This window comes from Marinobacter sp., from assembly GCF_048269445.1.
Taxonomy (GTDB): domain Bacteria; phylum Pseudomonadota; class Gammaproteobacteria; order Pseudomonadales; family Oleiphilaceae; genus Marinobacter.
Window position 1 is genome coordinate 37,524 of sequence record NZ_JBLXIQ010000005.1, and the last position, 20,183, is coordinate 57,706.

At 59.4% G+C, this 20,183-nt stretch carries 16 protein-coding genes; 9 read left to right on the forward strand and 7 right to left on the reverse strand.

Features of this window, described 5'->3' with window-relative positions; all coding sequences use genetic code 11:
• Window positions 1–22: 22 nt before the first annotated feature.
• Window positions 23–1,231, reverse strand: a complete 1,209-nt coding sequence (locus ACN0XM_RS11720) for an HD-GYP domain-containing protein (protein ID WP_417567126.1) — start codon at window positions 1,229–1,231, stop codon at window positions 23–25.
• Window positions 1,228–2,037, reverse strand: a complete 810-nt coding sequence (locus tag ACN0XM_RS11725; RefSeq protein ID WP_417567127.1) for a TatD family hydrolase — start codon at window positions 2,035–2,037, stop codon at window positions 1,228–1,230. The genes ACN0XM_RS11720 and ACN0XM_RS11725 overlap by 4 nt, the downstream gene beginning before the upstream one ends.
• Before the next feature lie 129 nt (window positions 2,038–2,166).
• Between ACN0XM_RS11725 and ACN0XM_RS11730 the strand changes: the two genes are divergently transcribed.
• Genes ACN0XM_RS11730 through ACN0XM_RS11740 form a run of 3 tightly spaced genes read left to right on the forward strand, consistent with a single transcriptional unit; the run spans window position 2,167 to window position 5,545 of the window.
• Window positions 2,167–2,997 (forward strand): polyphosphate kinase, encoded by an 831-nt coding sequence (locus ACN0XM_RS11730; protein WP_417567128.1) that lies wholly within the window; start codon window positions 2,167–2,169, stop codon window positions 2,995–2,997.
• 17 nt (window positions 2,998–3,014) lie between these two features.
• The gene (locus tag ACN0XM_RS11735) at window positions 3,015–4,286 is read left to right on the forward strand and encodes a D-amino acid dehydrogenase (RefSeq protein WP_417567129.1); all 1,272 of its coding nucleotides are present in this window, start codon (window positions 3,015–3,017) and stop codon (window positions 4,284–4,286) included.
• Window positions 4,283–5,545, forward strand: coding sequence for a methyltransferase (locus ACN0XM_RS11740; protein WP_417567130.1), 1,263 nt, complete (start codon window positions 4,283–4,285; stop codon window positions 5,543–5,545). Before ACN0XM_RS11735 ends, ACN0XM_RS11740 begins: the two co-directional genes overlap by 4 nt.
• Before the next feature lie 62 nt (window positions 5,546–5,607).
• On the opposite strand, the gene ACN0XM_RS11745 is transcribed toward ACN0XM_RS11740, so the two are convergent.
• Both ACN0XM_RS11745 and ACN0XM_RS11750 read right to left on the reverse strand, forming a co-directional pair.
• A complete protein-coding gene (locus ACN0XM_RS11745; protein WP_417567131.1) occupies window positions 5,608–6,807 on the reverse strand; it encodes an OmpA family protein in 1,200 nt (399 codons plus the stop codon).
• Between the two features lie 161 nt (window positions 6,808–6,968).
• Window positions 6,969–9,290, reverse strand: coding sequence for an ATP-dependent helicase (locus ACN0XM_RS11750; protein ID WP_417567132.1), 2,322 nt, complete (start codon window positions 9,288–9,290; stop codon window positions 6,969–6,971).
• 287 nt (window positions 9,291–9,577) lie between these two features.
• Between ACN0XM_RS11750 and ACN0XM_RS11755 the strand changes: the two genes are divergently transcribed.
• The 3 genes from ACN0XM_RS11755 (at window position 9,578) to ACN0XM_RS11765 (ending at window position 12,684) form a co-directional block, all read left to right on the forward strand.
• Window positions 9,578–9,955, forward strand: a complete 378-nt coding sequence (locus tag ACN0XM_RS11755; protein ID WP_417567133.1) for a DUF2237 family protein — start codon at window positions 9,578–9,580, stop codon at window positions 9,953–9,955.
• Complete coding sequence (locus ACN0XM_RS11760) at window positions 9,955–12,114, forward strand: tRNA(Met) cytidine acetyltransferase TmcA (RefSeq protein WP_417567134.1); 2,160 nt, start codon at window positions 9,955–9,957, stop codon at window positions 12,112–12,114. Before ACN0XM_RS11755 ends, ACN0XM_RS11760 begins: the two co-directional genes overlap by 1 nt.
• A 72-nt stretch (window positions 12,115–12,186) precedes the next feature.
• Window positions 12,187–12,684, forward strand: coding sequence for an ankyrin repeat domain-containing protein (locus tag ACN0XM_RS11765; RefSeq protein WP_417567135.1), 498 nt, complete (start codon window positions 12,187–12,189; stop codon window positions 12,682–12,684).
• 15 nt (window positions 12,685–12,699) lie between these two features.
• Here ACN0XM_RS11765 and ACN0XM_RS11770 read toward each other — a convergent pair whose 3' ends face one another.
• Window positions 12,700–13,803, reverse strand: a complete 1,104-nt coding sequence (locus ACN0XM_RS11770) for an enoyl-CoA hydratase/isomerase family protein (protein ID WP_417567136.1) — start codon at window positions 13,801–13,803, stop codon at window positions 12,700–12,702.
• Window positions 13,804–14,020: 217 nt separating this feature from the next.
• Here ACN0XM_RS11770 and ACN0XM_RS11775 point away from each other — a divergent pair, with 217 nt between their 5' ends.
• Window positions 14,021–14,356 (forward strand): c-type cytochrome, encoded by a 336-nt coding sequence (locus ACN0XM_RS11775; RefSeq protein ID WP_417567412.1) that lies wholly within the window; start codon window positions 14,021–14,023, stop codon window positions 14,354–14,356.
• A 29-nt stretch (window positions 14,357–14,385) separates the two neighbouring features.
• Here ACN0XM_RS11775 and ppnN read toward each other — a convergent pair whose 3' ends face one another.
• Window positions 14,386–15,768 (reverse strand): nucleotide 5'-monophosphate nucleosidase PpnN, encoded by a 1,383-nt coding sequence (gene ppnN, locus ACN0XM_RS11780; RefSeq protein ID WP_417567137.1) that lies wholly within the window; start codon window positions 15,766–15,768, stop codon window positions 14,386–14,388.
• Between the two features lie 110 nt (window positions 15,769–15,878).
• On the opposite strand from ppnN, the gene thiI reads away from it, so the two are divergent.
• Window positions 15,879–17,330 (forward strand): tRNA uracil 4-sulfurtransferase ThiI, encoded by a 1,452-nt coding sequence (gene thiI / locus ACN0XM_RS11785; protein ID WP_417567138.1) that lies wholly within the window; start codon window positions 15,879–15,881, stop codon window positions 17,328–17,330.
• A gap of 4 nt (window positions 17,331–17,334) precedes the next feature.
• Here thiI and ACN0XM_RS11790 read toward each other — a convergent pair whose 3' ends face one another.
• Entirely contained in the window at window positions 17,335–18,348 is a 1,014-nt protein-coding gene (locus ACN0XM_RS11790) for a histone deacetylase family protein (protein WP_417567139.1), read from the reverse strand.
• Window positions 18,349–18,519: 171 nt separating this feature from the next.
• On the opposite strand from ACN0XM_RS11790, the gene ACN0XM_RS11795 reads away from it, so the two are divergent.
• A complete protein-coding gene (locus ACN0XM_RS11795; protein WP_417567140.1) occupies window positions 18,520–19,971 on the forward strand; it encodes an NAD-dependent succinate-semialdehyde dehydrogenase in 1,452 nt (483 codons plus the stop codon).
• The last annotated feature ends 212 nt before the right edge of the window (window positions 19,972–20,183 follow it).

Below are 20,183 nucleotides of genomic sequence, written 5' to 3' on the forward strand. Positions count from 1 at the left end.
CCGGGGCTGGCTCCGTTGGCCGTCAGACCAGAAATTTCCGGACATCGATCCGGTATTCCTCGGGATCGACCGCCCGCAGGATGCGGTCCTGGGTACCGGGTTTGGCCAGGTCGATGGTTGCCACGGTTATCGGCATCCGGAACTTCGTGTGGTACATCACCCGGACCGCAGGCAGTCTCTGGTCCGCCTCGTTGGTTTCCACCACCACACCTAGCCGGCCACTCTCCAGAAGCACCATGGAACCCACCGGATAAAGCCCGATACAGCGGATGAACTGCCGGACCAGCACCGGGTCCAGGTGGTCACCGCTCCACTCCAGCAGCTTTTTCAGGCCCTGTGTCGGGGTCATGCCCTTGTGATAGACCCGGTCTGCCGTAATAGCGTCGTAGACATCGGTGATGGCCACCATGCGACCGTATTCTGAAATCTCCTCGCCTTTGAGGCCCTCGGGATAACCGGTGCCGTCGAGACGCTCATGGTGCTGGGCGGCGGTGATCACCGTCAGCTCACCAATTCCCTCGGTGCTGGCCAGGATATCCCGGGAGTGCTGGGCGTGAAGCTTCATTACCTCGAACTCTTCCGGGCTCAGGCGGCCGGGTTTGTGCAGTATCTCGTCCGGCGTCAGGATCTTGCCAAGGTCATGGAGCAGGGCGCCGACGATGGTCTGATGCAGGACATCCTCAGACAGACCGCGGTGATTGCCGAACAGGGACATGAGTACGCTGAGATTGACCGAGTGCTCGAGCAGGTAATTGTCTTTCTCACGGATCCGTCCCAGACAACTCAGGGCGTTAGCGTTACGAAACACCGAGTGCTGGAGCTCGTCGGCCAGCTGGTGGATCGGAGTAATGTCGATGGCGGCGCTCATCTTGACATTATTCATGAAATCGCCCACAAGCCCCTGGGCCTGGCTGTGAATCTTCTGGGCAACCACAATTTCTTCGGCAAGGGGGACATGTGGTCGCAGTCCCGGTGTCTGCTCGCCAGCACGCTGGAGGGCAGATTCGTTGCGGTGGTCCACATCGGAGGCGGTTTCGGAATCCTGCGTATCGGCGCCCTTTGAAGCGTCGATATAGACAAACTGCACGCCCATCCGGCGGATTTTCTCGACGGTTTCCTCTTTCTTGATAACGCCGCGCTTGCGCTGGCTGTTATGGGGAATCCAGTCGTTGTTCAGGTCGGTGATGTACATGCCGACCTTGAGTGCCGAGATAGGAACGCGTTTGATCATTGTCCGGGGAAAAATGTCCGCAGGCTGTTGTTATAGGTCCGGGCAATAACCTCATCCAGAGGCAGATTTTTCACCTCGGCAATTTTTTCCGCAACAAACGGCAGGTAGAAGGGAGCGTTCTCCTTGCCACGGTAGGGAACCGGCGTTAGGAACGGCGAGTCCGTCTCTAACAGAATCTGGTCAATGGGCGCCATTCGAACGATGTCCCTTACGTTTTCCGCTTTGTTGAAGGTGGTGATGCCATTGAAACCGAGGCACCAGCCCTGATCCAGAGCATAGCGTGCCAGGCCAGGGCCGGAGGTGAAGCTGTGAATCACGCCCCGGCGTTTGAGGCTGGCCTCGAATTCGGTGAGGATAGCAATGGTGTCGTCGTCCGCGTCGCGGCTGTGAATAACCACAGGGCGGTCGGTATCGCAGGCAATCTGCAGCTGGCGCCGGAAAACCTGCCGCTGAATCTCACGGTCGGCGTTGTCGTAGAAGTAATCCAGCCCGATTTCACCAACCGCAACGATTTTTTCGTCACAAGCATGGGCGCGGATTTCAGCTTCCACCTCATCAGAATAACTTTCGGCGTCATGGGGATGAATCCCTTGTGTGCCGTAGACCCAGGGTGCAATCTGGCTGAGTTCGCGGACACGGGCAAGATTGTCCGGCGACACCGCTATGGTGATCACTTTCTCGATGTTCACGCCTTGCGTCTGCTCAAGGGTGTCCTCCAGGGGACGGTCCTTGAGGTAATCCAGGTGGCAGTGGGTCTCAATGATTGGGTGATCAAATACGGGAATCTCGCGACGTTTTTTGCTCATTGCCAGCTACTACACTCCATCGCAACCAGCGTTGTGGCTGCTATTCTGAAAATTTGATCATGCGAGTTTACCAGTTTGTACGATTGTTGACCTGTATTAACTCCATAGGCAGTAACACGGAGCATTTTGATGAAATTATCGGCGTTTGCCAGTTCCTTTGTTTTCGAACCCAGGAAACCCCGGTTTCGGGATTACCCGACCCTACGGGACGATGATGAGGAACTTCCCGGACTCGAAGCCAGCCTCGAACAAATTGGTGAGTATCAGCGTCGCTTGTGGGCCAACCGGGCAAGGGCTGTGTTACTGGTCGCCCACGGCCCGGACACCAGTGGCAAGGACAGTCTGATCCGCACCCTGGCAACCTACGCGGATCCTGCAGGTTTCCATGCCTGGTCGTTCAGCCGGCCCCAGGGTGCGGAAACCCGTCATGACTTTCTCTGGCGGGTAACACCGTTTTTGCCGGGTTTTGGCGAAATGGTTGCGTTCAACCGCAGCCATCACGAGGCGGTCATTGCCGAAAGGGTATGGCCGGTTCACCAGCCTGACAGCTACAACTGGCGGAATCGGTATCAGTCAATCCGGAACTTCGAGGGCCACCTGGTGGAAGAGCGCACCACGCTGATCAAGGTCTGGCTCAACCTGTCTGAAGACGAGCATCGCGAACGCCTTCTGAAGCGTCTCGACAAACCCCGCAAACGCTGGAAGTTCGATAAGTCGGATATCGATGGCTGGGACAAACGGCACCAGTATGAGGCGTTTGCCGAGGAAGCCATGGCCGCGACCCACACCGAGGAGGCGCCCTGGTTCATCGTGCCGGGTGACAGGAAACCCCAGGCCCGGGCCATCGTTGCAGCAATACTGGCTGAGCAGTTGCAGCACTTGGCTCCGGAGTACCCGAAAGAAGACGAGGGCGTGCTGCAAGAGTACCGCCGCCTGTTGGCCAAAAATGGCGTGAAGTGAATAAAAGGGAGAGGCACATGCACATTGTTGTTGTTGGAGGCGGCGTAGTGGGCATGACCACCGCGTATGAGTTGAATCGCAGGGGCCACAAGGTGACGGTGTTGGAGCGCCACAGCGTTGCGGGAAGCGAAACCAGCAAGGCCAACGCGGCCCAGCGCTCTTATGGTGTGGTCTACCCTTGGGCAGACCCAGCCATGGTGCTCAAGGCACTGCCTTGGCTGTTCAAGCAGGATGGCCCCCTGAAGCTGCGAGTACCGCCTTCGGTGGAGACGCTCAAGTTCATGTTCGCGACCCTGCGTTACGCTTGGTCCCCGGGCCTGTTCGGGCTGAACCGGCGTGCCATGCTTCGTCTTGGCATCCACAGTCGGGAACGTTTTCTGGCCCTGGAAAAGGAACTGGGCCTGGCGTTCGATGGCGCCCACCAGGGCCTCTTGCATCTGGCCAGCTCACCGGGGGCGCTGGAAAGCTATCAAGCCACGCATGAACTTCTGAAGGAACTGGGCATCCCTTCCCGTCTGCTGACCCCTGAGCAGGTTCGGGAAGCCGAACCGGGCATGGTCGGCGACGGTCCACTCTATGGCGCCCTCAGTTACGACACCGACGGTACCGGCGACTGCCACCTGTTCTCCCGCGAGCTGGCAACAGCTTGCGAAACCAGGGGCGTGACGATTCGTTACAACGTTGAAGCCGATCGACTGGTGGCCGACGATTACAGGATCAACTCGATCATTCTGAAAGCAGGGGACGGCACGCCGGAAACTCTGGATGCCGATGCCTTCGTGATCAGCGCCGGTTGCTGGTCGAATCATCTGGTCGAGCCTCTGGGGCTGACAATGCCAATCTACCCGGTGAAGGGCTACAGCATCACCGTTCCCCTGAAAGATCCCGAGCATGGGCCGGTCTCGACCATCCATGACGACAATTACAAAGTCGTATCGACCCGATTGGGAAACCGCCTGCGGGCGACTGGGTTCGTGGAGCTGGCCGACTTCAATCGCGATATCCCCGAGGCCCGCCTGGCGACTATCCGAAAATCCGTGGAGTCCAGGTTCCCCGGGTCTGCCGATCTCGACGCAGCAGAAACCTGGGCCGGCTTCCGCCCCATGACGCCAGACGGTCCCGCGATTATCGGAAGGGGGCCAAGAGCAAACCTGTATCTGAATACGGGCCACGGAACCTTCGGCTGGACGCTATCCGCCGGCAGTGCGAATGTGATTGCTCAGGTAATTGACGGAGAAGAGCCCGTGGTCTGTCTGGACGCCTTCAGGCCCGGGCGGTTCCGGGAGTGATTGGCCAGCACGGCATGGGGCCCAAGGCCCCTTTATACAGTGCGTTCCAGCGGTGGCAAGAACTGAACAATTGGCTGGTGCAGCATCGTGAGTTCTGGCAGCCAGCCCCGTTTATGACTCCAGAACCGGCCTGGGCTGGGAGCTACCCGGAGCTGGCTGCCATGGTGGCAGGGCTTTCCGACAGTGACTGCGAACATCTGAATGAGGCCCCGGAGGAACTGGCGAGGCAGACGTCCAGGTTTGTCCCGTCACTGACAGGTTATGCCGAACTGATCCAGGTGCCACAGCTCTCGCCCTCCGGGGCAAAGGTGGCGGAAGCGACTCTTCCGGAGGTCCGGGCAACCGATATGCCGGGTCGTAAACGGCTCCAGTCCGGTGCTTTTTCAGCTTCCTTGGCGCCTCTAGAGCACCCGGCCCTGGACTGGTGCTGCGGCAAGGGACACTTGTCACGGACGCTGGCACCGCTTTGCCCCGGCGACATACAGGGTTATGAATGGAATCCGGAACTGGTTCGCGACGGCAACCGCCTTGCCCGTCAGTTCGGGGATCCGGTATCGATTGCGTGTCAGGATGTCATGAGTTCGGAACTGACCCTTCCGGGTGATCTACACGGGGTTGCCCTGCACGCGTGCGGCGATCTGCATCGGCAATTGCTGCGGCGGGGCAGCGAAGCGGGGTTGCCAAGGTTGAGCATCTCACCCTGCTGCTACCATCTGGCCGGTGAAGAAATATACCGGCCGCTTTCGGAAAAAGCGTCCGGCCATGGCGGTCTGCTTCAGCCGAGCCGTAGCGACCTGCGCCTGGCGGTCCGGGAGACCGTCACGGCTCCGGCACGGGTGCGTGCGCAGACCAGTTTGGTGAGCCAGTGGCGCCTGGGGTTTGATGGCTTGCAGCGCGACCTGAGGGGGTGCGACGAGTATCTCCCGGTGCCGTCCCATCCCGCCCGGCTAATGCACGAGGGGTTTCCGGCCTTCTGTCGTTGGGCGGCCGAAAAGAGGCACATTGAAATGCCCGGGGATACGGACTTCGATGCCTGGCTGGAGTTTGGCGCAGAACGTCAGGCGCAGGTTCGCCGCCATGAACTGGTGCGACACCTGTTCCGACGCCCGCTGGAGCTGTGGGTGGTTTGGGACTACGCGGTTTTTCTGGAGGAGCAGGGCTATCGGGTGCGGCTTGGGCAATTCTGTGATCGGGCCCTGACGCCTCGAAATCTGCTTATTGATGCGATCCGAGTTTCCGTAATTGACAGTCCTGCCTGATCCTCAAAACAGAAAAGGCGCCCGGAGGCGCCTTTTTGGTTCATTCAGGTCTTTGCTGTTGATTAACGGCGAATCTGAATGCGCGCTTCTACCCGGCGGTTGGCCGCCCTGCCATCCGCGGTCTGATTGGAAGCGATCGGAGCCTCTTCACCATAACCGACGGCGCTTACCCGGGACGGGTCAATACCCAGGGGGCCGGTCAGGCGGCCGGCAACGGCTTCAGCCCTGCGCTGGGACAGTGCCCGGTTGTAGTCGGCAGCACCGCGGCTGTCGGAATGGCCGGCGATTTCCACGATCGTTTCCGGATTTTCCTTCAGAAAATCAGCTACCCGGCGGATCTCTGAATCAAAGGCATTGCCGATAACAGAGCTGTTGGTCGGGAACTGAACTTCGATGGTGAAGGTCTGGATGGTTTCGACGATACCCTCACAACCGGTGGCGTCAACTTCTGCACCTGCTGTGGTGTTCGGGCACAGGTCCTGACTGTTAACGACGCCGTCGTAATCGCTGTCCAGTTCGCAACCACGGTTGTCCACCTCGGCTCCGCGTGGCGTGTTCGGACAATCGTCGCGGCTATCTATCACACCGTCGCGATCGGCATCTGGTTCACAACCTGAGCTGTCAACGGCCGTACCCGCGGGTGTGCCGGGGCACTGGTCCCTGGAGTCGGGAACGCCGTCACCATCGGAATCCGCGGGTTTGGGAGCTGCCTCGGCAATGGTCCGGGTAAAGGCGAAGCTGATGCCGAGAGAAACCTGGGTATCGAAGGTGCTTTCGTCAATGCCGTGGAACTCTCGGAGGTCACCGCGCAGCGACACGGCGTCACTGACGTTGTAGCGGAAACCGGTGCCCACGTTTACCCGGGTTTCATCGTGGTTGCTGCCGGCAGTTCGCACACCGCTTGCATCAGTGCCGAAATCTGCATTGCCGGCCCCTAGGGACACATACGGGTTCCAGGTTTCATCCGGGCCTGCAAAGTAGTAGGTGCCGTCAAGGCGCAGTTCGTCAAATTCCGACTCGCCAGCGACGTACTTGCGATCAGCATCGGCCCGGGAGTAGAGCGCTTCCACAGACCAGTTTGGGTGAAAACGGTATTCCACGCCGACACCAAAAGTGCCGGTTTCACTCAGATCCCGTTTGTCGTCAAACAGCTGGAAGCCTGCAAATGGGTTGATGTAGATGGTTTCCTGGCGATCGGCCATGGCCGGGGTCGCGAGGACGGCGGCCAGGGCAGCCAAGGTAATCGGACGCATGATGTTCATGCAGAACCTCCTGTTCATTGTCGTTGTGGAGCGGCACTTCTTTTTTAAAAAGTGCTTGTTTCCTAGGAATTTAGGCCAGTAGGCCAAAAAAAACAAAAAAATGATACAAGCTGTTACATCAGCAATTGTACTTCCCTGACGTTTACGTGTCGGAAGTCGGTTCAGGTCAGAGCGGTGAAGTACAGGTGTGCACTCTTCTTGCTGAAATTCAGGGTCTCGCCGTTATCGAAATAAACCTCGAACGAGCTTTCATCTTCGGTAACGACCGTACCGGCGCCAAAAATTGCGTGACTCAGACGCTTGCAGTGCCAGAGAGGTTCCATCGAGTTCGCGGATGTCGCTGCCTGACCTTCAAGAGTAACCTCTTCACGGGTCGCATATCGCTGGCTGACTGGGGTCAGGGGCGCGATTAGTCGGATGGTTCCGATTTCGGCCGGATTGCGCTCATCCAGCCATCGCCCGAACTCTTCGGCAAGCCCGAAGCAGCACTCGTCCACAAACCGACTGGGGCCTTGATCGCCGTCCAGGTGCGGTTGTGCACTGGTGGGCCGGGTGATCAGGTGAAGGTTCTGTCGGGTACGGGTCATGGCAACGTACAACAGCCGCCGCTCACTCTCCAGAAACGCCCGAGCATTCTCCTGGGGTCGCGGACTGTAGGGCAGGTATTTTTCCTGCAGACCAGGAATGACCACGGTTGGCCATTCCAACCCCTTGGTGCGGTGAATGGTGGACAGCAGAACACCCCCATCCTGCTTTGCACCGGCCTGTTGCTTCAGGGCCTTCAGATGTTCAAGGGCGCCCTCGGCGGGTACATCAAGGCCTTTCAGGTACTGCCGGAAGCCCTGGATGGTATCGATCCGCTCCTCGGCACTCTCATGGGTCAGCGCCAGGCTCCGGATACCCTCATAGAGGTCCGTGTGTTCGGCATAGACGCTGATCAAACCTGCCACGGGGCCCCCGTAGCTGCGCAGCTGGGCCAGGACTTCACCCAGCTTCCGCAGTTTGCGGGCCGCCATTGGCGCCAGGGCTTCAAAATCCATCGCCAGCAACCTCTCGTGCCAGCCACCGGAAAAACCCGAAAGAAACCGCGCCAGCTGCTCCAGCTCCGGCTCTTTCAGGCCGACGTGGGGGAACCGCAACAACTGCCGGGCCAGCTCCAGCCGGTCTTCGTCAGGCAAGTTCTGCAGTTTCCCGGTCACGACCGTCAGCAGCGCAGTAATGGCCTGCACCTCCCGGCTGAACAGGGCGCCCTTACCGGCATCAATCCGGTAGGGAATCTGCCGGGCCAAAAGCTTGAGCTCAATGGGCACACTCTGACTCCACACCCGGAACAGAATCGCGGTGCCTTCAAGGGCAGGCTCAGACTGGGCTTGCAGAATCTGCAACACCGTATCGGCATCGCTCTCCGCCCGATGCAGGGTAATCTCCGTTTGCGGCGTGGACGGGTGAGAGTGACATAGCACATCCTTACGCCCCGTGTTGTGACAGATCAGATGATTCGCCAGCAGGGCCACCCGATGCCCGTACCTAAAGGTGTAACTGAGCGTCTGCTCCAGTGGGCTTTCAAATTCGTCACTGAACCGCTTGAGAATAAACTCCGGCTTGGCGCCCCGAAACTCATAAATCGTCTGGTCGGGATCTCCTACCACCGTCACTCGCGCCCGATCTCCGGCTACATAACGCAACAGCAGGTGCTGGATTTCATTGGTGTCCTGATACTCATCCACCAGAATCAGATCCATCTTGTTACCCACCAGCCGCTGCAACGGCGAGTTCTGATGAATCGCCATCACCGGCTCATACAGCATATCCGCATAACTGATCCGCCCCTGGCCCTTGCGCCACTGCTCGAAACTGTGAAACAGGTCAATCAGGTACCGATGCTTGTCGGAATACCCCAGCTCCTCAAACACGATTTCAGCCGGAGATAGCGTCGTCTTCACCAGATCAATAAAACCCGTCGCGGTCTCCACAAAATCCTTCTTGCTACGCCGAATCTCATCCGCCAGATCCTCCGGCGCCAATCGGCGCGTCAGCTGCCAGGCCTGAAAACTGATCTCCTGATCCGTCAGAATCTTCTCCGAAAACCCCGGCAGATACCCCTCCCGGACAAACCGCTTGTACAAACGCAGCCCCATGGCGTGATAGGTCCGGATCTCCGGCAAAGCCAGTCCACTCTGACTGCCTACTTCCTGCAACTTCCGCTCAAAATCCACCCGGGCACTGCGATTGAACATCAACACCAGCATCCGGTCGGGATCATGGCCCTGCTCCAGCAGGTGCCGGATACGCCAGGCCAGCGTCGATGTTTTGCCACTCCCGGCAACGGCAGTAATCACCGAATGCTCATAGCCGGCGGTAATAATCGCCCGCTGCTCATCGGTGAGATAATCCGGAAGGTTGGTGGTATCGGGCATTTGGGGTTCGGTCGGCATGGCCGGTATTGTACCGGGCGGCTGGTAGAGCGGATACCGCTGCCGCATAATTGCCAGAATTCGAAGTGCGGGGACGTTAACTCACAGGTATGACAGCCAGTTGGTGAGCGGCCTTCCAAAACTGTGCGCAGCCATGGATGGCGGAGCCCAAGCGTCACATGGGTGAGACCGAGCGTTTATGAAGCGAAGCTTCATGCGACAGCCGAACGACTGCAATCTATGATTGCAGGCTGGACCCCGGAGGGGTGCCGCAAGGAGCGTGTTTTGGAAGGCCGCTCACCAATTGGCTGCCCGCCAAGCCCCGCTAACTCCCAAGCCAGAAGGCCTAAATAAAGATGGAAATGTCAGAATCCGTAAACGTACTGGGCGAAAAACTGGAAACCTGCGGCAAAGACCCGATTACCGGCTTCTACCGCGATGGCTGCTGCAACGTAGGCCCCGATGACTTCGGCCTGCACGCCGTCTGCGTCGTCGTCACCGACCAGTTCCTCGAATACTCCAAAGCCCAGGGCAATGACCTCAGCACCCCAAGGCCCGAATTCGGCTTTGACGGCCTCAAAGCCGGAGACAGCTGGTGCCTGTGCGCCGCCCGCTGGCAGGAAGCCTTCGACGCTGGCTGCGCGCCAAGAGTACGGTTGCGGGCCACCCACCAGGCCGCCCTCGAAAAGTGCGCCCTCGACGACCTCAAGGCGCAGGGTACCGACCTCAGCTGATGAACCATGTCGGCAACAACAACGCGCCGGACACAAAACCCTGGCGTGACCTCCAGCAAACCCTCGCTGCCAACGGCGAGCGCCGGCTTGTTTTACTCGAAGGTACACGTGATACGGCGATTCAGTGGCTGGCGAGCTTGCTGCCCGGTCTGGACTTCCGGGCCGGCGTCTGGACTGGACCGGCTGCGGATACGCCTGACCATCGCCTGACCCCGCTTGCGCCATCAGCCGCCCGAAAGTGGCTCGGCCGTGAACTCCCGGTGATTGTCTGGGACGGCTGGCAGGGCAATCCGCCGGATACCTTCGCCGCGCTTTCCGGAGCACTTACCGCTGGCGGCTTACTGTTCTGGCTGATGCCTCCGCTTGAGCAGTGGCGCCGTTTTTTTGATCCGGATTATTCCAGAACCGGTCTTGACCATGATGGCGAACATCCCTTTGCTGGCCGAATGGCCCGCATTCTGGGAGACCACGAGGGGGTGATCCGGATCACCCCGAATGGTGCGCTCTCCTCACCTTTACCCTCCCTCACCATCCCGGAAACCGCTTTTACCATTAAAGCCACCTCTGATCAGGAACAACTGGTCCAGCGCCTGGTTCGCTTTGGCCTAGGCCGCCGACGCCGACCGGTGGTGGTGACTGCGGACCGGGGCCGAGGGAAATCCGCGGCCCTGGGCATGGCAGCAGCAGAATTGCTGCAACAAGGCAGACAGGACATTGTTGTTTCTGCCCCCTCGGAACAGAACGTGGAAACCCTGTTCCGACATGCCCGCGACGCACTGGGGAATCAGTTGGCCAGCGCCCGATCCGGGGAATTGACGACTCGCGACGGTGGGCGCCTCAGGTACCTCCCGATCCGGACGCTGCTGGCTTCGCGCCCGGAGGCCGAGGTGGTCATGGTGGATGAGGCTGCTGCCATTCCCGCGCCCCTGCTCAAGGCCGTTCTTCTGGGCTGGCCCCGGGTGGCGTTCTCTACCACGGTTCACGGTTATGAGGGCGCCGGCCGTGGCTTTGCCATCCGCTTCCGCCAGGTACTGGACCAGTCAACGCCGCACTGGCAGTCCCTGAACCTGATCGAGCCCGTGCGCTGGGCCGAGCACGATCCCCTGGACGCCCTGATCTCGCAATTGTTCATGCTGGCGGCGGACGGTAAAGGCGAATCCTTGCAACTCGCCGACCCGTCCGAGGAATTGATCATCGAACCCTGGCAACCGTCAGAGGCAGATGATTCCGATCTTTCTGAGGCCTTCGGTCTGCTGGTGGATGCCCATTACCGGACTACGCCTGCCGACCTTCGGCAATGGATGGACGACCCGACCGCCCGTAGCTGGCGTGCCCGGATCGGCGACCGGACGGTCGGTGTGCTCTGGTGTGCACAGGAAGGCGGGCTTGAACCGGCACTGGCAGAGCAAGTCAGCCTCGGTACCCGCCGAATCAGGGGCCATTTGATACCCCAGTCGCTGGCCAGCCACAGCGGTTATCCCCAAGCAGCCTCCCTGGAATGCCTTCGGGTAGTCCGTATCGCGGTTGCGGACCAGTCGAGGCGGTTGGGTATCGGGAACCGTCTGGTGGAGGCAGCACGGGCTTTTGCCAGCGACCAGGGACTGGATTATCTCGGCACCAGTTTTGGCGGCAGCGCCGATTTACTCGCCTTCTGGCAGAGCTGCGGCTTGAAGGTGGTGCGAGCCGGCCTGCAGCAGGAGGCTTCCAGCGGTGAGTACCCGTTGCAGATGTTAAGGGGCCTCAGTCAGGCAGGTTCGGGTCTGGCCGAGCGCATACGCAATCGGCTGGCCGACCACTGGCTGACGCTGGTGCCGGCGAACTGGCCGGAGCTTGAACCACGGTTGCTGGCCGGCATTACCGCCGATCTGCCACCGGGTCCGGTGCCCGATAACGACGACCTGAGGGACTTGCACCATTTTGCCAACGGCCACCGGGGCTTCCAGGTGACGGTTCCTGTGTTACGGGATCTGAGCCGGGCACCGGGGGTCATGGTGTGGCTGGGCGATCAGGAATCGCTGGCTTTGTGGTGTCGCGCGGTGCTTCAGGGTAGGTCATGGCCCTCGCTTCAGGCTGAGAAGCTTTGCCTGGGCCAAAAGGATGGCGAAGACCGGTTACGCCAACTGGTTCGCGATCTTCTGGAAAAGGGGCCCGAGTTGTGATCCGCTCGATTTAATTCCTGGCGGCGCCTGACCAGAATAGGTCCACGTATCCTTCCTCAGAGACTGTTTGTTATGGCCAAGGGAACCGGCTCTCCCCGTTCTTTGCTGATCTTGTTTGTTCTGCTCACTTTTCTGTCTGCCTGTGCGTCCCAGAGCCGGCCGGTAAAACTCACCCCGCAGGCCTTGGCCGAAGCTGATGCACTTCTTGCTTCGGCCGCCGGCGATGGCGAAAAAAGGCGTGTACAGTTGTTACTGTCGGCCGGTGCCAATGTGAACACTCGCGACCGTGACGGCTTTACGCCGGTGATGCGCGCCGCCGAAAACGGGCATCTGTCTGTGGTCAAGGTGTTGCTGTCGGCCGGCGCCAACGTCAATGTCAGCCAGGGCGGAGAATCGCTGCTCATGAAGATCGTCGCCAGCGGTGACTTGCTGACCGCTGAAATGTTGTTGGCCGCCGGCGCCGATGTGAATTACCGGGCTGATAGCGGTAAGACAGCGCTGGACATGGCCCGCACCACCAACCACCGGGATCTGGAGATGTTGCTGGTACAGGCAGGCGCTACACTCTAGCTTTATGCCGCGTAGCTATTCCAGCCTCATTGGATCGTTTTCATCGGTCCATTCCGGCATGAAATGGGCTGAAACCACTGCCTCCGGTACATCCGAAACCCGCTCATAGGTCCATCGGGGGTTGCGGTCCTTGTCGATGGCCAGGGCCCGGATACCCTCCTTAAGGTCAGGTCTGCGGGTGCATTCTGACGCCATTGCCAGCTCCATCCGGAAAATATCCCGGAGTGACATCTGCTGGGCTTTCTTTAGCTGTGTCCACACCAACCATGCCGACACCGGGCAGCCAGTCCTGAGGGTATTCATGCAGGTATTCCACCACTCACTGTCGACCTCTGCCGACAAGAGCTGATCGACGATCTCTGGCAGTTCGTCGCCGGAACTCAGCCGGGCGATGTATTGCTCGTGCTGTTCGAGCTGGCTGGCGGGCAGCGTCCGGTAATTGGGGGTCTGGATCTGGTTGAGCAGCCGGAACAGGCGATTGTCATCGGCGGCGGTCGTGCCGGTCCAACGCTCTTCCTGCAGCCGCGCCAGCAGAGTGTCACAGTCCTTTGGCAGGACTGCCAGATCGGCGAGGCCCACGCGGAGGGTGTCGGTGGCATTCAGGCGAGCACCGGTCAATCCCATGAACAGGCCAAGCCGACCGGGAAGCCGGTTCAGAAACCAGCTGGCACCCACGTCCGGGAACAGGCCAATGGCGATTTCCGGCATGGCCAGAGTAATGTCCGGGGTAATCAGGCGATAACGGCAGCCGGAAAACAGGCCAAGGCCGCCCCCCATAACCACGCCCCGGGCAATGCCAACCACCGGCTTCGGGAAACGGTGAATGCTGTAATCCAGCCGGTATTCGCGGGTGAAGAAGCGGGACGGCTTTTCGGGATCGGCGGGATCAATGATCGCACCATAGAGTTCCCGGACGTCGCCGCCGGCACAAAACGCCCGGTCACCGGCGCCCTGCAGAACAACCAGGCAGATCCGGTCGTCCCTGGCCCAGCGATCCAGGGTGCTCTGGGCCTGCTCAATCATGCTTTCGGAAAGCGCATTGAGGGTGGCGGGCGAGTTCAGTGTCAGCAGGCCGATGTGGCCTTCCCGACAGGCAAGTTCCTGGGCCTCTATAGACATCGAGGGTATCTCCGGAAAATGAAAATAATCTTTGGCACGGAATCAGTCGTACTGTCACTTTAATAGCCACGGCAGAAAAGAGGACCAACGTCGAAGAGAAGTCCTTGATCTATCGCATTTGAGGTTCTTCGGCTCTATGCTATAAGTTCCAGTCAGTTTACTGTCCGGTTTCAATGCCGGTCGAAAATCTGAAAATGATGATGAGAGGTTAATGACAATGAATCTGAAACACTACGCTGTTGCAGGAATTCTCGCGTTTGGCACGGCAGTCCCTGCTGTAGTTTCCGCGGCAGACGTCGCCGCTGGCAAAGCCAAGGCAGCGGTTTGCGCTGCATGCCACGGCCAGAACGGTCTGGCACAGATCCCCACCTATCCGAACCTGGCGGGCCAGAACGAGCAATACCTCGTAGCAGCCCTGAAGGCTTACAAAAACAAGGAGCGTTCTGGTGGCCAGGCCGCCATTATGCAGGGTCAGGCGGCAGCCCTCAGCGATGAGGATATTGCGAATCTGGCGGCATACTTCGCCAGCCTGCCGGCAGACGGCGGCAAGTAAGCGACCTGCCCTCCTGTCAGCGTTGCGGCTCAGGCCGCTCCGCTGACAATTCGATAGCTGGGTCGATAAGCCGAAGAGCCTGGCAACTTCATCCGGTTTTGCGCCACAAACTGTTCCAGCATTGCTTCAAGTGGTTTGATCAGGCTCGGGTCGCCGGCAATTTCAAACGGCCCCTTCTCCTGAACCTGACGGATTCCTCCTTCCTTGACATTGCCGGCAACGATGCCGCTGAAGGCCTTGCGCAGATTGGCGGCAATCAGATGCACTGGCTGGTCCCGGTGGAGCTCAAGAGCGCGCATGTTGTCGTGATTCGGCTCGAAGGGTAACTGGAACACCGGATCGATTTTCAGCATCCAGTTGAAATAATAGGCGTCCTGCATGGCGCGACGGAAGGTTTCAACCTCCTTCATGCCTTTTTTCATGGTCTGCGCCACAAGCACCGGATCGTCAATAATGATTTCGTACTTGCTGGCCGCTTCATCGCCCAGGGCGTTGCGGATGAACTTGTCGATCATCTCGAAATATTCGGCATTCTCCTTCTCGCCGGTAAACACCACCGGGAAGGGCAAGTCGACGTTGTCCGGGTGCAGCAGAATGCCCAGCAGGTAGAGAATTTCCTCAGCGGTGCCGACACCGCCCGGGAACACAATTACACCATGGCCGCAGCGGACGAACGCCTCCAGACGTTTCTCGATGTCTGGCATGATCACCAGCTCATTGACGATGGGATTCGGCGCTTCTGCGCCAATGATGCCGGGCTCGGTGATGCCGATATAGCGACCGTTTTTCACCCGTTGCTTGGCATGGCCGATGGTGGCCCCTTTCATGGGGCCCTTCATGGCGCCGGGTCCGCAACCGGTGCAGATGCTCAGGGCTCTCAGGCCCAACTGATGGCCCACTTCCTTGCTGTACTGGTACTCTGCCTGGCCGATGGAGTGGCCACCCCAGCACACCACCAGGTCCGGCTGGCGGCCAGCCTCGAGCACCCGGGCATTGCGCAGGATATGAAACACCAGGTTGGTGAGATCTTCCGGATCGTCCCGGCGAAACCCGGCCGCCGACTGGGGAATAGAGTGTGAGTAGATAATATCCCTGAGCACGGAAAACAGGTGCTCCCGGATTGCCCTGAGCATCTGGCCGTCGACAAAGGCGTGGCCGGGGGCATTGATCAGCTCCAGCTTCAGGCCGCGCGGTTGCGGTACCAGCCGAACGTCAAAATCCGCATGGGATTCCATTAGGGCCTTGCAGTCATCGGTTTCTATCCCGGTGTTCAGAACCGCCAGTGCGCACTGGCGGAACAAACGGTAGAGACCACCTTCGCTGCGGTCCTTTAGCCGGTTGACCTCGTGATTGGAAAGAATTTCAAGGCTGCCCTCGGGGGAGACCAGGGCATTGATGGTCATTTCCTGCATTAACGGTGAAGCTCCTGAGTGTTGCGGCAATGCCTGATTTTGAGGCACAGAGGCAAAACGTTACACTAAGAGCGTTCCCTTTCATACGCCACCCGACAAAATTGCAATTTATGAAACTGCTGATTCGTCCCGCTCCGGAAGTCGCCATTAAAAGCAAGCCCGTCCGCCGCCAACAGATGCGCCATCTGAGGCAGAACATCCGCAAGCTGCTTGCCCGGGTGGATTCGGACATTCGTGTTGAAGGCAGCTGGGACCGGGTGGACGTGGACGTGCCGGATGGCCGTAGCCTGTCTGGCCCGGTTGTTGAGGCTCTTTTGCGTATTCCGGGTATCTCCACCATCCAGGAAATCGCGGCGTTTCCGCTTGTCAGTGTTGAGGATGTTGCCGAAAAAGCCGTTGAGGCCTTCTCTGAGCGACTGAACGGCAAGACCTTTGCGGTGAGGGCCCGTCGCCATGGCGAGCACAGCTTCCGCTCAATCGATCTGGAGCGGATGGTCGGCGCTGCACTCATGCAGGCTTCGGGGGCCACTGGCGTTAATCTGAAGTCACCCCAGGTGGAAGTACGCATCGAAGTGCAGGGCGACCAGTATCACATTGCCCACCGCAAGCATCGGGGGCTGGGTGGTTATCCGCTGGGCAGTGTTGAGAATGTGCTGACCCTGATCTCCGGGGGTTACGACTCCTCGGTCGCGGCTTATTTGATGATGCGGCGGGGGCTGCGGAACCACTTCCTGTTTTTCAATCTGGGCGGCACCGCCCACGAGGTTGGCGTGCGCCAGGTCGTGCATTACCTCTGGGATCGGTACGGCGCCTCCCACAGTGCCAAGTTCATTTCCGTACCTTTCGAGGGAGTTGTGGCCGAGATTATGCGTTCGGTCAGTCACCGCCACTGGGGGGTGGTGCTGAAGCGGCAGATGTTGATGGCCGCCGCGGAGATTGCCCGCAAGAACAATGCCATGGGGCTGGTGACCGGTGATGCGGTGGCCCAGGTATCCAGCCAGACCCTGAGCAACCTGAATGTGGTGGATCGGGCCAGTGACGAAGTGGTCCTGCGTCCGCTGGTGTCCATGGACAAGGAATCGATCATCCGCATCGCCCGGGAAATCGGCACCGAATCCTACGCCCGCAACATGCCGGAATACTGCGGCGTAATATCCCAGAAGCCCACAACCCGTGCCAAATTGCACCGGGTCGAAGAAGACGAAGCCCAGATGGACGCAGCCGTTCTGGCGAATGCCATTGCAGCCCGTGAGGAAACCCCGGTGAACCGATTGCTGGAAACGACCGTTACGCCCGAGGAGGTGGAATTGGTGCAGACGCCGGCGGTCGACGACGTGATTATTGACCTCCGCCATCCCTCAGAGGGGGAACAGTCGCCGCTGGAGCTCACCAACAACGAAATCCTGCAGATTCCGTTCTACGAACTGAACCAGCAGATGGCGGACCTGCCGGGGAATCGACAGTATCTGCTGTACTGCGATCGAGGCACCATGAGCCGCATGCATGCGGGGCACCTGAAGGCCGAAGGGCACGAAAACGTGAAAGTTTACGCGCCCGCCTGAAACCTCAGCCCGCCAGACCTTTGAAGAACTGCTGGACATTCTCACTGAGGGTGTCCAGGTCATAACCCCCTTCCTGAACCACCAGCGTCGGCAGCCCCAGCTTTCGCACGTGGGTGCTGAGTCTGCAGAAGCCTTCTGACGTTACAGACACCTTGGCCTGGGGGTCGTCCTTGTAGATATCAAAGCCGAGGGCAAGGATCAGCGCATCCGGCTGGAACAGTTTGATGGCGGCCAGGGCGTCGTCCAGTTTGGCAAAGAAATCGTCCTCGGATGAGCCATGGGGCATTGGCATGTTGATGTTGTAACCGAAACCGTCGCCTTCGCCCCGCTCGTTCTCGAAGCCGGTGACCACCGGGTAGAAATTGGTGGGGTCGCCGTGGATCGAAATATAAAGCACGTCGCTACGATCGTAGAAGATCTCCTGAATGCCCTGACCGTGGTGCATGTCGGTATCGAGAATCACGATCTTCGGGAACCGGGATTTCATGTGTTCGGCAGCAATGGCGGCATTGTTCAGGTAGCAGAAGCCCCCTGCAGCATCTCTCCGCGCGTGGTGCCCGGGCGGGCGGCACACGGCGTAGGACGTGCGGTCACCGGCAATCAGCGCGTCGGCCGCACCTAGGGCACTCTGGGCAGACCAGTAAGCGGCATGCCAGGTGTGTTCGCCAATCGGACAGCTGCCATCGGCCTGGTAACGGGCGGCTTCGGCCAAAATGCCGGTCAGGTGATTGGGGGAACGGACAAAAATGTTCGAGATTACCTCGTCACCCCAGTCCTCCATCTTCTTCCATCGGCGATGGGCCGACTCCAGAAAGCGCAGGTAACCCAGGTCGTGAACCTTCGAGATCGGGCCGCCGCCCTGATCCGCCGGCTGAAGCACTGAAACGCCCATTTCCCTCAGGCCATCCAGCATCTGCCCGGTGCGGTCAGGCACTTCCTGGGGCTGACGCATCTGACCCCGGGTAAAGTAAGTCTGTGGAATGTGCTGGTCCTGTGCGGGATGGAAAAATGCTTTCATTGTCCGGCCTCTTGAGTGTCTGATTCTCCGAGTATAGGCACAGTCGGAGGATGATCAATAGCCCACCCTTGACTTTACAGGCTACGCTACAACACTCACTATGAAAGACATAAGCTACTGACGCAATGCCGTCCCGCAAGGGACGCCGCCAAATATCGAAAAGGAGCCAATATGATCGAGTCCCCCCTGTTGGAAAAGATGACTGGCTACATTGGCGGTCGCTGGACAGACAACGCCGAAGGCAACACCTTTGATGTCTACAATCCCGCCACCGGTAAAGTCATCGCACAAGTGCCGTCCATGCCGGAGCAGGACATCCTGGCGGCCGTGGCCGCCGGCAAGTCGGCCCTGAAACTGACCAGCCCTTACCCGATCGAGACCCGCCGCAAATGGCTGGAAGACATCCGGGATGCGCTCAAGGCCAATAAGGAAGAGGTCGGTCGGATTCTCTGCATGGAGCACGGCAAACCACTGCAGGAAGCCCAGGGCGAAGTGGATTACGCCGCCGGCTTCTTCGACTACTGCTCCAAGCACATTCAGGCTCTGGATGCTCATACCATCCCGGAAAAGCCCAAGGACTGCACCTGGACGGTCCACTACCGGCCCGTTGGCGTTACCGGCCTGATCACGCCCTGGAACTTCCCCATTGGCATGATCGCCAAGAAACTCTCCGCCGCTCTGGCGGCAGGTTGCCCGTCGGTGATCAAACCGGCCAGCGAAACACCGCTGACCATGATTGCCCTGTTCACCCTGATGGACAAACACACCGATCTGCCCGATGGCATGGTGAACCTTGTCATGGGCAAGGCCAGTGTGATCGGCAAGGTGCTGTGCGAAAGCCCGGACGTGCCCATGCTCAGCTTCACCGGCTCCACCGAAGTGGGTCGCAAGCTGATCATCGACACCGCCGAACAGGTCAAGAAACTGGCCCTCGAGCTGGGCGGCAACGCGCCGTTCATTGTCTTCGACGACGCCGACCTGGACGCCGCTGCCGACAACCTGATCGCCAACAAATTCCGCGGCGGCGGCCAGACCTGCGTCTGTGCCAACCGCATCTTCGTTCACGAGAAAGTGGCCGATGCCTTCGGTGAAAAACTGGCCGAGCGGGTGAACAAGATGACCATCGGCGACGGCATCAACGGTGATGTGGATCTCGGCCCGCTGATTAACCAGGCCGGCTACGACAAGGTAAAACGCCACGTTGCGGACGCACTGGAGAAAGGCGCCAGTCTTGTGGCAGGCAAAAAACCGGAAGACCTCGGCGATGATCTGTTCTTCCCGCCGACCGTGGTCAGCGGCGTTAACCGCGATATGTGCTGCTACCGCGAGGAAACCTTCGGTCCGCTGGTGCCTATGGCCCTGTTCCGCACGGAAGAAGAAGTCATCGAAGCTGGTAACGATACGGAGTTTGGCCTGGCCTCCTACGTGTTCACGAACGATGCCGAGCGCGCCCAGCGCGTGGCTGCCGGACTTCGCTTCGGCCATTGTGGCTGGAACACCGGCACCGGCCCGACGCCGGAAGCGCCGTTTGGTGGCATGAAGGCCTCAGGTATTGGTCGGGAAGGTGGCCTGGAAGGTCTGTTTGAGTTTGTAGAAGCTCAAACAGTGCCAAGAGGCTTTTAGTAGAGAAGCTATCTCAAAAGCGAGATAAGCGCGGGGGCGGGCTGCTGTTCAGGACTGTCTGTGGCCATGGATGGCCACACCCAAGCGCACATGGATGTGCTCGTAGCGTGTCCTGAACAGCGGCCCACCCTCGTGCTTTTCCCCTCAAAAAAAGGGCTAACCCAAGCCCAAAAGAAATCCCGCATTTCTCCTGTTATACTCTCAGACCTGTT